Annotated in this window: 11 protein-coding genes, 1 tRNA gene and 1 pseudogene; 6 read left to right on the forward strand and 7 right to left on the reverse strand. The window is 66.9% G+C overall.

Annotation, left to right across the window (positions count from 1 at the left end; all coding sequences use genetic code 11):
• Window positions 1-33: 33 nt before the first annotated feature.
• The 4 genes from B8W69_RS25875 to B8W69_RS25885 all read right to left on the reverse strand — a co-directional run bounded on the left by B8W69_RS25875 (window position 34) and on the right by B8W69_RS25885 (window position 4,241).
• Window positions 34-891 carry a bacteriocin biosynthesis cyclodehydratase domain-containing protein gene (locus tag B8W69_RS25875; protein ID WP_085292556.1) on the reverse strand — a complete coding sequence of 286 codons (858 nt, stop codon included), beginning with the start codon at window positions 889-891 and terminating at the stop codon, window positions 34-36.
• Window positions 892-1,133: 242 nt separating this feature from the next.
• Window positions 1,134-2,066, reverse strand: coding sequence for a cytochrome P450 (locus tag B8W69_RS25880; protein WP_165762691.1), 933 nt, complete (start codon window positions 2,064-2,066; stop codon window positions 1,134-1,136).
• A 179-nt stretch (window positions 2,067-2,245) separates the two neighbouring features.
• The gene (locus B8W69_RS30375) at window positions 2,246-2,467 is read right to left on the reverse strand and encodes a hypothetical protein (RefSeq protein WP_133058027.1); all 222 of its coding nucleotides are present in this window, start codon (window positions 2,465-2,467) and stop codon (window positions 2,246-2,248) included.
• A gap of 391 nt (window positions 2,468-2,858) precedes the next feature.
• Window positions 2,859-4,241, reverse strand: a complete 1,383-nt coding sequence (locus B8W69_RS25885) for a zinc-dependent metalloprotease (protein WP_165762692.1) — start codon at window positions 4,239-4,241, stop codon at window positions 2,859-2,861.
• 104 nt (window positions 4,242-4,345) lie between these two features.
• Between B8W69_RS25885 and B8W69_RS25890 the strand changes: the two genes are divergently transcribed.
• Together B8W69_RS25890 and B8W69_RS25895 are read left to right on the forward strand one after the other, a co-directional pair.
• A complete protein-coding gene (locus tag B8W69_RS25890; RefSeq protein ID WP_085292565.1) occupies window positions 4,346-5,368 on the forward strand; it encodes a YlbL family protein in 1,023 nt (340 codons plus the stop codon).
• A 74-nt stretch (window positions 5,369-5,442) separates the two neighbouring features.
• Entirely contained in the window at window positions 5,443-8,424 is a 2,982-nt protein-coding gene (locus tag B8W69_RS25895) for a UPF0182 family protein (RefSeq protein ID WP_085292559.1), read from the forward strand.
• A gap of 3 nt (window positions 8,425-8,427) precedes the next feature.
• Here the strand turns inward: B8W69_RS25895 and B8W69_RS25900 are convergent, their stop codons facing one another.
• Complete coding sequence (locus B8W69_RS25900; protein ID WP_181447482.1) at window positions 8,428-9,408, reverse strand: GlxA family transcriptional regulator; 981 nt, start codon at window positions 9,406-9,408, stop codon at window positions 8,428-8,430.
• 97 nt (window positions 9,409-9,505) lie between these two features.
• Here B8W69_RS25900 and B8W69_RS25905 point away from each other — a divergent pair, with 97 nt between their 5' ends.
• The 3 genes and pseudogenes from B8W69_RS25905 to B8W69_RS25915 all read left to right on the forward strand — a co-directional run bounded on the left by B8W69_RS25905 (window position 9,506) and on the right by B8W69_RS25915 (window position 10,592).
• Complete coding sequence (locus B8W69_RS25905) at window positions 9,506-10,156, forward strand: HD domain-containing protein (RefSeq protein WP_085292561.1); 651 nt, start codon at window positions 9,506-9,508, stop codon at window positions 10,154-10,156.
• Window positions 10,157-10,160: 4 nt separating this feature from the next.
• A pseudogene (locus B8W69_RS31640) lies at window positions 10,161-10,357 on the forward strand (nitroreductase family protein); the annotation flags it as partial.
• Window positions 10,358-10,515: 158 nt separating this feature from the next.
• Window positions 10,516-10,592: transfer RNA gene (locus B8W69_RS25915), tRNA-Met, on the forward strand.
• Window positions 10,593-10,635: 43 nt separating this feature from the next.
• Here the strand turns inward: B8W69_RS25915 and B8W69_RS25920 are convergent.
• Complete coding sequence (locus tag B8W69_RS25920) at window positions 10,636-11,124, reverse strand: glutathione peroxidase (protein ID WP_085292566.1); 489 nt, start codon at window positions 11,122-11,124, stop codon at window positions 10,636-10,638.
• Window positions 11,125-11,144: 20 nt separating this feature from the next.
• The gene (locus tag B8W69_RS25925) at window positions 11,145-11,681 is read right to left on the reverse strand and encodes a hypothetical protein (protein ID WP_085292567.1); all 537 of its coding nucleotides are present in this window, start codon (window positions 11,679-11,681) and stop codon (window positions 11,145-11,147) included.
• A 280-nt stretch (window positions 11,682-11,961) separates the two neighbouring features.
• Between B8W69_RS25925 and B8W69_RS25930 the strand changes: the two genes are divergently transcribed.
• Window positions 11,962-12,215: MlaD family protein (locus tag B8W69_RS25930; RefSeq protein ID WP_133058028.1), on the forward strand; the 254-nt coding region annotated here is incomplete at its 3' end.

Raw genomic sequence — 12,215 nt, forward strand, 5'->3', positions numbered from 1 at the left:
CTTCACTACAGCACGTCGACTCGTGCACCGGGGTCAGCACGAGCACAGCGGGTGTTTGGCCCATGGCCGCGTGACGAGCGCGCCGGTGTGCAGGTCGAATTCCAGGGTCGCGTTCAGCGTCGGGGGCGGTGCCGGTTCGGCCGCCGCTTCCTGCCCGTGCACGGCCGCGATCACCCGGTTCACCTGGCTGAGCGCGAGCGCCGCCGTCGCCAGCACGGTGGCCCGATCGGCGACGCCGACGGTCTCGCGCAGCTGCGCGCAGATGGCCGGCCACGCCGCGTCGCGGTCGCGGCGATGCAGGTCCGCGCAGCCCAGGCAGCTGGTCACGCCGGGAATCACCAGTGGGCCCACCAGCCCGATGCCGTCGCGCACCCGCACCGGCAGATGCGCGACGCCCTGGTGGTGCAGGTCGCGCACCATGCGCGGGTCGGCGACCAGGAAGTCCGACAACACCACCAGATCAACGTCGTCGGCCGACACCGCGGCGTGCGGTTGGCTGCTGTGCGCGATCCGGGCGCCCGAGCAGCGCAACGTCTCCACCAGAAGCTCGGACAGCGGCCCGCGGCCGTGGATCCGCACCGAGGCCGCGCGGGCGCGCGGCCTACCGCATTCGGTGGCTACCCTGGCATCGACCAATTGCGCGACCAGGGTCCGCAGGCCATCGGCGTCGGTCAGGCCGCAATCGAGCGCGCGGCGCTGCAACTCGGAGAGCGGGGTCGGCGACCACATGGTCCGCAGCAGCGCGGCCAGCTCGGCCGCGCCCAGGCCGCCGGGCGGGCGGACCAGCACCGCGCGGCGCGGATCCCAGCCCACCTGGACCGCGCCGTCGGGACGCAGCAGTACCGGCAGCGCCGGGTCCAGCGCGTAGAGAGCAGGGGCCGTCTGCGGCATAAGTTCCGACAGTGCCACGCCGCGGGTGACGGCCGACTCGGTTGCTAACAGGACAGGCCGTCAGAGCCGTGGCCCTTGGTGTCGCAGCTGTCGCCGTCCATCATGGATGCATTGGCGTCGGCGACAACTGAACGGGGCGTACCCGGCGACGATGTCGAGGGCTCAAGCACCTCCAAGCGCACCGACTATGCGTTGTTCAGCGGCAATCGAGTGTGAGCTTTCATCGAGATTGTGGACCAGTGCTAATCCCTCGTCACGAGCGGCAGCTCCGGCAGCCACAACGAGTTCTGAGTGTTGGGGAACCCGGCCACTGGCCGGAAACCGGGAACCGGCCCAACGCGCCCGGCCCGGTCGACCCACTCCTCAACCAGCACGCGCAACACCTGCCGGACGATGTGCCCGCCACGGCAACGCATAGACCCCGCACCCAAACTCCAGTGCCGGTGCGCCCCAACGCCAATCACAAGATCATCAGTGGACATGGCGTCGCTGCCGTCCCGCTGCACCGCACCGATACACAACATCACCACCACGCCGGCCGGCAACTCTACCCCCCCGACAGTCGTTGGCTGGGTAGTAAAACGTTGGCAACCCGGCACCATCGGCTCCAACCGTAGGACCTCTTCAACGAACCCGCGTATCAGCTCAGGCTGACGTCGAAGCATGTCGCACAATTCGGCGCGCCGTGCCAACTCGAACAAGTGCCAGCCGGCGTGTTTGAACAAGTTGCGGCACGCCTCGGACAAGACGTGGCCGGACCGCCCATACAGGTGCTCGGCAGGCAATAGCTGCAGGCGCGACACGATGTCGAAAAGGGCGCTGGCCATCGGCGTGGTCACGTCGGCCACCGCGTCACCGCCACCAGTGGCTGCGAAACGATCGATCAGCGCGGCGGCGGTTGGACGGAAGGCTGCCGCAATCTGGTGAGCCGACTTTGGTGCGAATAGCTGCTGGTGAACCTGGAGCTCGCTCTCGGAGAGAGCACGGGCGGCATCCAATCTTGGGTCGTCCAGATTTGCTAAGACCTCATCCCGTCCGATGACAAACACCCAGTTTGCCGGTGGATTGCGCAAAACCGGGCCGGCCTGTCGCGCCAATCGCCAACCCAGGCCACGGTCGGTGCTTAGGGCGGTTCCCGACTCGGCGGGAATGACTGGACAGTCAGTGAGCTTCACATGCCCCCTCATTCACCCGTGTGGCGCTCGAAGTCAGACGTGCTGCGCGTCCGACTCCCAAGGGCGTCGAGGTGGGCGTTCCCGGTTGGGGATGGCCTCGTCGATGCCGCTGGTGTCGCCGCCGATCACCCGGTCGATGAAGCGGGGACGGCCGTCAACGTTGAACCGGCCCCTAACCGTCAGTGTTGTTCAGCCGGTGCGGGCGGCGGGGGGCACGGCTTGCCGCCGCGTATTCCGATGATCGTTCCCGACTGCGTGGTTACCGGTCCGACCGTCACGCCGCAGGGCCAGTTGGCCTGGACGCCGGGATCATTCGGGTCGGGATCAGCTTGCGCGACCCCGGCGCTGGACGCCAGGGTGACTAGCGCCAGCCCCGCAGCAATGATGGTTTGTTTCCGCATTTCCCTCACCTCTAGCTATCGTCCGTAGCCAGCATCGCGTTCGTAGCCTAATGCATCGGGCCGATGCCGCACTATGCGCGAATTACGTTGTGCGCGAGTGTTTCGTTCTATGACAGCGGCAGCCTGCTGGGCCGCGGTGACCGGTGACGGTGTAACCGCGGTGAGATTCCCGATTGCGGTCCCCCGGTCGGTTGGCTGCTTCATGCTGTCCGCCGGATGCGGCAGTAGCCGACACCGGCTCGATGATGCCGGGTCCGACAGCCCCGTCCCGGCCTCGTCGAACAGCAAAACCCGACGAAACGTGGCGTGCTGCTGATCGGACCGCTCGGCGGGTGTCAGCGAATCCGGGTTAGCCCCGGCAGCTGGTCACGCCGGCGGGTGACGGCCGAGTTCAGTTATCCGCAGAGCCGGGGCCGCCAGGATCTTGGCCCTCGCGCTCGAGTTTGGCGATGGCCTCGTCGATTCCGCTGGTGTCACCGCCGATGACCCGGTCGATGAAGCCCGCCGGTTCGTCGAGGTCCTCGGCGTCGGGCAGCAGGTCGGGGTGTTGCCAGATGCCGTCGCGGGCGTCCACCCCGGCGGCCTCCGTCAGGCGCTCCCAGAATGCCGCGGCCTCACGCATCTTGCGGGGCCGCAGCTCCAGCCCGACCAGTGTCGCGAAGGTCTGCTCGGCGGGGCCGCTGCTGGCCCGGCGGCGGCGCATCGTCTCGCCCAGCGCGGCCGCGCCGGGAATCCGGTCGCCCAGCGCGCTGGCCACCACCACCTGCACCCAGCCCTCGATCAGGGCGAGCAGCGTCTCCAGGCGCTCCAGCGCCTGCATCTGCGCGGGCGTCGCCTTGGGCTCGAAAACGCCCTGCCCGAGCAGGTTTTCGATGGCCGCGGGGTCCGACAGCGACGCCGGATTGAAGTCGCGCGCCAGCTCCTCGATCCCGGACATGTCGATCTGCATGCCCATCGCGTACGCCTCGACGGCGCCCAGCAGCTGACTCGACAGCCACGGCACGTGACTGAACAGCCGGTGGTGGGCTGCCTCGCGCGCGGCCAGGAACGTCAGGACCTCGCTGCGCGGCCGCTCCAGCCCGGCGGCGAAAGGTTCGACGGCCTCGGGCATGATCGCCGCAATTCCCTTGGGCCCCAACGGCAGACCGATGTCCGTCGATGTCAGCACCTCGCGGGACAGTCGGCCCAGCGCCTGCCCGAGCTGCGAGCCGAACGCCATTCCGCCCATCTGCGACATCATCTGCAGCAGCGGGCCGGCCATGCTCTTTGCCTCTTCGGGCAGCGACGCCGCCCACACCGTCGAAATCTGTTGTGCCATAGGGTCACACAGCCGCTTCCACGTCTCCAGCGTGTTGTCGACCCAATCGCCGGGTGTCCAGCCCACCGCCTTGGTGGTGCCCGCGGGCAGGGCGGTCGCCCCGTCCAGCCAGGTTTCCGCCAGGTGTACCGCGTCGGCGATCGCCGAGTTGGTGGTGTCCGGAACCGGCGCCACGAAGCCGATCGAATTCGTCGCGACCCGCCGTGCCAATTCGTAATTGACCGGTCCCGAGGCCGTTCCGCCGGGCCCGACAGTGCCCGCGCTGCTGAACATCTGACCCAGTTGGGTGAAGATCTGGCCCAAATCACCCATGCCGAATTCACCGCTCATGCCGAAGGCGGCGAACGGGTCGGACGGGTTCGAGCCCGAATCGGGATCTTTTTTCCCGTGCTTGTCGGGGTCGTCTCCAGAGGAGAAGCCGAAAGGCAGGTCAGCCATACCCTCAACGGTACTCACCACAAGGTCAGACGGCGCGACCTCGGGTCAGCTTGTAGCTGAACCCTCCTAACCGAACGTTGTGGCTGAACACCGCGCCGCGGCCGCCGTCTAGTGTGTTCGGCGTGAACAGGCGCATCCTGACCCTGATGGTCGCGCTGGTGCCGATCGTCGTGTTCGGCGTGTTGCTGGCGGTGGTGACGGTGCCGTTCGTGTCGTTGGGGCCCGGCCCGACCTTCGACACGCTCGGTGAGGTCGACGGCAAGCAGGTGGTGGCGATCGAGGGCACCCAGACGCACCCGACGACCGGCCACCTCAACATGACGACGGTGTCCCAGCGCGACGACTTGACCCTGGGCGAGGCGCTGACGCTGTGGCTTTCGGACCAGGAACAGCTGGTGCCGCGCGACCTGATCTACCCGCCCGGTAAGTCGCGGGAGGACGTCGACAAAGCCAACAATGCGGACTTCAAGCAATCCGAGGACAGCGCGGCCTACGCGGCCCTGGGTTACCTTAAGTACCCGGCGGCGGTGACGGTCGCCAAGGTTCCCGAGCCGGGTCCGTCGGTGGGCAAGCTGAAGGTTGGCGACGCAATCGACGCGGTCAACGGCGTCCCGGTGGCCACCGTCGACGAGTTCACCGGATTGCTGAAGAACACCAAGCCGGGCCAGGTGGTGACGATCGACTATCGCCGCAAGAATGAGCCGGCCGGAGTGGCGCAGGTCACGCTGGGCACCAACAAAGACCGCGACTACGGCTTCCTCGGCGTCGCCGTGCTCGACGCGCCGTGGGCGCCGTTTACCGTGGATTTCAACCTGGCTAACGTGGGCGGGCCGTCCGCCGGATTGATGTTCAGCCTGGCGGTGGTCGACAAATTGACCACCGGCGACCTGGCCAAGTCGAACTTCATCGCGGGCACCGGAACCATCTCGTCCGACGGCAAGGTCGGCCAGATCGGCGGCATCACCCACAAGATGGTCGCCGCGCACGCGGCCGGCGCCACGGTCTTTCTGGTGCCGGCGAAAAACTGCTACGAGGCCAGCTCGGACAATCCGTCCGGCCTGCGGTTGGTCAAGGTCGAGACGCTCGGTCAGGCAGTGGATGCGCTGCACGCGATCGGTTCGGGCGGGCAGCCGCCAAGCTGCTAGCGAACCCCGGCGATCACGCGTAGCGCCATGCGTAGAGTTGTCACCGTCTAGCAATCGATCAGGGAGCGTAGCCAGTGGGGATGCGGCCCACCGCACGGATGCCGAAGCTGACTCGGCGTAGCCGGATTCTGATCCTGATCGCACTGGGTGTGATCGTTCTGCTGCTCGCGGGTCCGCGGCTGATCGACGCCTACGTCGACTGGTTGTGGTTCGGCGAGGTGGGCTATCGCTCGGTGTTTTCCACCGTGCTGGTCACGCGGTTCGTCGTCTTCGTGATCGCCGGGCTGCTGGTGGGCGGCATCGTGTTCGCCGGGCTCGCGGTGGCCTACCGCACCCGCCCGGTGTTCGTGCCGAGCAACGACAACGATCCGGTGGCGCGCTACCGCGCCCTGGTGCTGTCCCGGTTGCGATTGGTGAGCGCCGGGATCCCGGTGGCCATCGGCCTGCTGGCCGGCATCATCGCCCAAAGCTATTGGGTGCGCATCCAACTGTTCCTGCACGGCGGCGACTTCGGCATCAAAGACCCGCAGTTCGGCAAGGACCTCGGCTTCTACGCGTTCGAGCTGCCGTTCTACCGGCTGTTGCTCAGCTACCTGTTCGTCGCGGTCTTCCTCGCGTTCGTGGCCAACCTCTTATCCCACTACATCTTTGGCGGCATCCGGCTGTCCGGTCGCACGGGCACGCTGAGCCGTTCAGCACGGATCCAGCTGGTCACCCTGGTCGGGCTGCTAGTCGTACTCAAGGCGATTGCGTACTGGGTGGACCGTTATGAGTTGTTGTCGCACACCCGCGGCGGCAAGCCCTTCACCGGGGCCGGGTACACCGACATCAACGCGGTGCTGCCGGCGAAGCTGATCCTGATGGCGATCGCGCTCATCTGCGCGGCCGCCGTGTTCTCCGCGGTCGTGCTCAGGGACTTGAGGATTCCGGCGATCGGGCTGGTCCTGTTGCTGCTGTCGTCGCTGATCGTGGGCGCCGGGTGGCCGTTGATCGTCGAGCAGATCAGCGTGAAACCCAATGCCGCGCAAAAGGAAAGCGAATACATCAGCCGCAGCATCGCCGCGACCCGGCAGGCCTACGGCCTGACCTCGGACCAGGTCACCTATCGCAACTACACCGGCGATGCGCAGGCCACCGCCCAGCAGGTCGCCGACGACCGGGCGACCACGTCGAACATCCGGCTGCTCGACCCGACGATCGTCAGCCCGGCGTTCACCCAGTTCCAGCAGGGCAAGAACTTCTACTATTTCCCCGACCAGCTCTCCATCGACCGGTACCAGGACCGCAACGGGGCGTTGCGCGACTACGTCGTGGCGGCGCGTGAGCTCAACCCGGACCGGCTGATCGACAACCAGCGCGACTGGATCAACCGGCACACCGTCTACACCCACGGCAACGGCTTCATCGCGTCGCCGGCCAACACGGTGCGCGGAATCGCCAACGACCCTAACCAGAACGGCGGCTACCCCGAGTTTCTGGTCAACGTCGTCGGCGCCAACGGCGGCGTGGTGTCCGACGGGCCGGCGCCACTCGACCAGCCGCGCGTCTACTTCGGGCCGGTCATCTCCAACACGTCGGCCGACTACGCGATCGTCGGGCGCAACGGCACCGACCGCGAATACGACTACGAGACCAACAACGAGACCAAGAACTACACCTATACCGGCCTGGGTGGCGTCCCGCTCGGCAACTGGTTGTCGCGCAGCGTGTTCGCCGCGAAATTCGCCGAGCGAAACTTCTTGTTCTCCAACGTGATCGGCTCGAACAGCAAGATCCTGTTCAACCGTGACCCGGCCCGGCGGGTGGAGGCGGTGGCGCCGTGGCTGACCACAGACAGCTCGGTGTACCCCGCGATCGTCAACAAGCGACTGGTGTGGATCATCGACGGCTACACCACGCTGGACAACTACCCGTATTCCGAACTCACATCGCTGGAGTCGGCCACTGCGGACTCCAACGAGGTGGCATTCAACAAGCTGGCGCCCGATAAGCGGGTCTCCTACATCCGCAACTCGGTGAAGGCGACCGTCGACGCGTACGACGGCACCGTCACGCTGTATCAGCAGGACGAACAGGACCCGGTGCTCAAGGCCTGGATGCAGGTCTTCCCGGGCACCGTGAAGCCCAAGAGCGACATCAGCCCGGAGCTGGCCGAGCACCTGCGCTATCCCGAGGACCTGTTCAAGGTGCAGCGGATGCTGCTGGCCAAATACCACGTCAACGATCCGGTGACGTTCTTCTCCACGTCGGATTTCTGGGACGTGCCGCTCGATCCCAACCCGACGGCCAGCAGCTACCAGCCGCCGTACTACATCGTCGCGAAAAACATTGCGAAGAACGACAATACGGCCTCATACCAGCTGACCAGCGCGATGAACCGGTTCAAGCGTGACTATCTGGCCGCCTACATCAGCGCCAGCTCCGATCCGGCGACGTACGGCAGGATCACCGTGCTGACCATCCCGGGCCAGGTCAACGGGCCGAAGCTGGCCAACAACGCGATTACCACCGATCCGGCGGTGTCGCAGGACCTCGGCGTGATCGGGCGTGACAACCAGAACCGGATCCGGTGGGGCAACCTGCTCACCCTGCCGGTGGGGCAGGGCGGGCTGCTCTATGTAGAACCCGTGTATGCCTCCCCGGGGGCCAGCGATGCGGCGTCGTCCTACCCGCGGCTGATCCGGGTGGCGATGATGTACAACGACAAGATCGGGTACGGCCCCACCGTCCGTGACGCGCTGACCGGGCTGTTCGGGCCGGGCGCGGGCGCGGCGGCGACGAGCATCCAGCCCACCGAGTCCGGGACACCCGCGGCGAGTCCGCCGGCCAGCGCGCCGGCGCCCGCCGTGACGCCCGGGTCGGCCCCGCCGGTGGCCGCACCGTCGGCGCCCGATGGGGCCGTGACGCTATCACCCGCCAAATCCGCTGCCCTGCAAGAGATTCAGGCGGCACTCGGCGCGGCGAAAGACGCGCAGAAGAAGGGCGATTTCGCCGGCTACGGTGCCGCGTTGCAGCGCCTGGACGACGCGATCACCAAGTACAACAACACCAAGTAGCTTTCACGGGTAGGCCGTTCGGAACCTGTCCCGATAGGCCTTCGGGCTGATGCCCAGGTGATTGACGAATACTCGTCGCAGCGTTTCGATGCTGCCGAAGCCGGCCATGCCCGCGGTCTCGGTGACCGACCGGCCGGATTCCAGCGCATTGCGGGCGAAATCGATCCGAACCAATTCGACGTAGCGCGCCGGGGTCATCCCCAGCTCGGATTGAAACAGCCGGGTCAGCTGACGGGTGCTCAAAGATGCCAGGGCCGCAAGCTTTTTCACGCTGTAGTCGGCGCCGGGATCGGCCGCGATCGCATCGGTGACCGGGCGCAGCGGCGACTGCGGCGGCGGATCGGCCTCGAGCAGCACCGAGAACTGCGATTGGCCGCCGGCACGTTTGAGGTAGACGACCAGCCACCGGGCCACGTCGCGGACCAGTTCTGTCCCGTAATCCATTTCAACCAGCGCCAGCGCCAGGTCGATGCCCGACGAGATGCCCGCGGACGTGAAGATGTCGCCGTCGCGGACGAAGATCGCGTCCGGCTCGACGGTGACGTCCGGGAATGCCCGGCCCAGCAACCGGGTGTCGTGCCAGTGCGTGGTGGCGCGCCGGCCGCTGAGCACGCCGGCCTGCGCGAGGACGAACGACCCCGTGCAGATGGATGCCAGACGGCGGGTCCGTGTTGACGCCGATCGGACGGCCTCGACCAGGGCGGGGTCGATGGGCCGCCGCGGCAGCTCGTCGCTTCCGGCGACCATGACGGTATCGGCGGACTCGATCGCCGAAATGCTGTCGGTCACGCCCAATCGGGCCCCGATCGAGCTGGTCACGTCGCACCCGTCCACCGACGCGATCTTGACCCGGTAGTCGGCGCCGAAGCGGTTGGCCTCGACGAACACCTCACCCGCCCCCGCGACGTCCAACAACGTCACCCCGTCGAAAACGACGATCACCACCACCCGCGAACGCGCTCCGGCTGTAGCCACGCAAGCCATTCTGTCGTTTTCTGAGGACTTGACGGCCCGAACGGCCAGGGTCGATTCGTCCGCGCCGGCGCACACTCATACCAACAGTCACTTAGGAGACGAGAACATGACCACAGGCTCAATCGACACCGTCGCCGGCATCCACGTACCCGACACGGCGCTGGCGCGTGAGACCACCGAGTTCATCCGGGACACCGAGGACGAGTTGCTCTTCAACCATTCCCGTCGGGTGTTCTTCTTCGGCGCGTTGCAGGGCCTGCGCCGCGGGCTGAAGCCGGATGCGGAGCTGCTCTACGTCGGCGCGATGTTCCACGACCTCGGCCTGACCGAGCGCTACCGCGATTCGCAAATCCGTTTCGAGGTCGACGGCGCCGACGCGGCGCGAGACTTCCTGACGGCCCACGGAGTCGACGATGCCGACGCGGCCAAGGTGTGGCTGGGCATCGCCCTGCACACCACGCCCGGCGTGCCCGAGTTTTTGGCGCCCGAGGTCGCCCTGCTGCAGGCCGGTGTGGAAGTCGACGTGCTCGGCGTCGGGCGCGAGCAGTTGGCCCCCAAGGCGCTGGCCGCGGTGACGGCCGCGCACCCGCGCCCGCAGTTCAAGCAGCGCATTGTGGCGGCGTTCAACGACGGCATGAAGCACCGCCCGCAGACCACCTTCGGCACCATGAACGACGACGTGCTGGCGCATTTCGATCCAACATTCGAGCGCGTCGACTTCGTCGAGCAGATCCTGCACAACAGCTGGCCGGAGTAGCGACATGGACATCTACGAAGCGCTGTACACCACCAGGATGATGCGGCGGTTCGCGCTCCCCACGGGGGCAACACCCAGCGCTGGCACTTCGTGGCCGTCGACGATCCGGGACTCATCCGCGAGTTCGCTCAATTGTTCCGCAAGTCTCGTGCCGTCGAATACGAGAACTTCAGGACCGGAAGGATGGTCGCCCCGGCGCCCGCACTGACCCGGAGGGTGTTCGACAACGCGCCGAGATTGCGGTGGCGGCTGTGATCGCGGCGTGAAGAACGACCGTGGAGGCGATCTCGGCGCTTGACGGCCGCTGACAGGGCGATTTGGTCGCGGTGAGACCGGTTCGGTAATCTGGCACTTACCAACGCGGGGTGGAGCAGCTCGGTAGCTCGCTGGGCTCATAACCCAGAGGTCGCAGGTTCGAATCCTGTCCCCGCTACCAGGTAAAGCGGCCCCCGGAGAATCTCCGGGGGCCGCTTTCATGCCTAGCGGGGCAGCACGCCCTCGATGGCGCTGATGACCTCGGGGGCATCGGGCTCGGTGCGGGGCCGGAACCGCTGCACCACCTCACCGCCGGGGGCGAGGAGGAACTTCTCGAAGTTCCACTGGATGTCTCCGGCCTGGCCGTCGGCATCGGCGGTCTTGGTCAGCTCGGCGTACAGCGGGTGGCGGCCGTCACCGTTGACGTCGGTCTTCGCCAACAGCGGGAACGTCACCCCGTAGGTCGTCGAGCAGAACTCCTGGATCTCGTCGGCCGTGCCCGGCTCCTGGCCCATGAACTGGTTGCAGGGGACGCCGACGACGGTCAGCCCGCGGTCGCCGTAATCCTTGGCCAGCTTCTCCAGCGCGGTGTACTGCGGCGTCAGCCCGCATTTGGAGGCGACGTTGACGACCAGTGTTGCGCCATCGGACAATTCGGCCAGCGTGGTCGGCCGGCCGTCGAGGGTGGTCAGGGCGATGTTTTTGAGGGTCACGCCCACGACGCTAACGCAACTCAGAGCCAGCCGGTGCGGGCGGCGGCGACCGGCTCGGCGGGCGCCGGGGCCAATTCGCCGTTGCGCACGCCCTCGAGCAACCGTTTCACCGCGGCGACGATCTCCGGGGCCGCCGCTGCGAGTCCGGCGGTGTCGGCTTCGCTGACCTCATCGACATCGACGCCGGCGCGGGCCAGGATCGCGGCCGGGTCGGCCAGTTGCTCGGTCAGCCAGGCCAGCGGGTCGGCGGACAGCTCGGGGACGAAGTGCCGGCAGCTGGGTTCCCAGCCGTTGAACCGCGGGTGGTGGTGGGCCCGGTCCAGCGTCCCGGGCGGGCTCTCCGTGGAGCCGAACAGATCCACCCGCCACACCGGGCGGGTGAAGGCGATCGGGACGCCGGCGTAGATCGAGCCTTCGGGCGCAGCCCGGTCGACGAGGCGCAGTTCCAGCCTTACCCCCCGCTCCGGGGTTTCCTGACCCTCGAGCGGGGATGGGTCGATGAAGTACATGTCCCCGACGACCACGCCCAGGGATTCGAATCCGAACGCTGCGAGCATCGCGCACCTTTCCTCGTCCTTCACGAGCGTAGACGGGGCAACGGAATCGGGGATCGTCATCACCGATACGCCGGCGACTCCGCCATGATTGTGAATTGCCTCTCTCCAGGCGAGGTGTCCGTCGATTTTGTGAACGGTGTTTTCGCACAAGCGAGGCGGTCACGGTACATTTCACTGGACTTTAGTTAGTGCATGAGTGCGAAGCCCCTGGCCAACGCAGGGGGTGATTCGCCGCGGTTCCCGGGAGGCCGCGGCGCGGACGTGAGGGGCAGCGGCGGGCGTGTCGACACAATCAGGTCCGGGCTCACCCGTACAGATCAACTCGCAACGACCCCCGCCGTTCAAGTTGATCGCCGTCGCCGTGCTGGTTGTGTGCGCCCTGGTTTTGGCGTTGGTGTACGGGCAATTCCGGGGTGCCTTCACCGAAAAGACGCGGCTGACCATGATCGCGGCCCGCGCCGGGTTGGTGATGGATCCGGGTTCGAAGGTGACTTATAACGGGGTGGAGATCGGCCGGGTGGGGTCGATTGCGGA

It is taken from the genome of Mycolicibacterium vulneris, assembly GCF_002104765.1.
GTDB lineage: Bacteria > Actinomycetota > Actinomycetes > Mycobacteriales > Mycobacteriaceae > Mycobacterium > Mycobacterium vulneris.

Coding starts and splice junctions, on each gene's coding strand:
- B8W69_RS25875 (WP_085292556.1), bottom strand. CDS start 891: ATGCCGCAGACGGCCCCTGCTCTCTACGCGCTGGACCCGGCGCTGCCG.
- B8W69_RS30375 (WP_133058027.1), bottom strand. CDS start 2,467: ATGCGGAAACAAACCATCATTGCTGCGGGGCTGGCGCTAGTCACCCTG.
- B8W69_RS25900 (WP_181447482.1), bottom strand. CDS start 9,408: ATGGCTTGCGTGGCTACAGCCGGAGCGCGTTCGCGGGTGGTGGTGATC.
- B8W69_RS25905 (WP_085292561.1), top strand. CDS start 9,506: ATGACCACAGGCTCAATCGACACCGTCGCCGGCATCCACGTACCCGAC.
- B8W69_RS25925 (WP_085292567.1), bottom strand. CDS start 11,681: ATGCTCGCAGCGTTCGGATTCGAATCCCTGGGCGTGGTCGTCGGGGAC.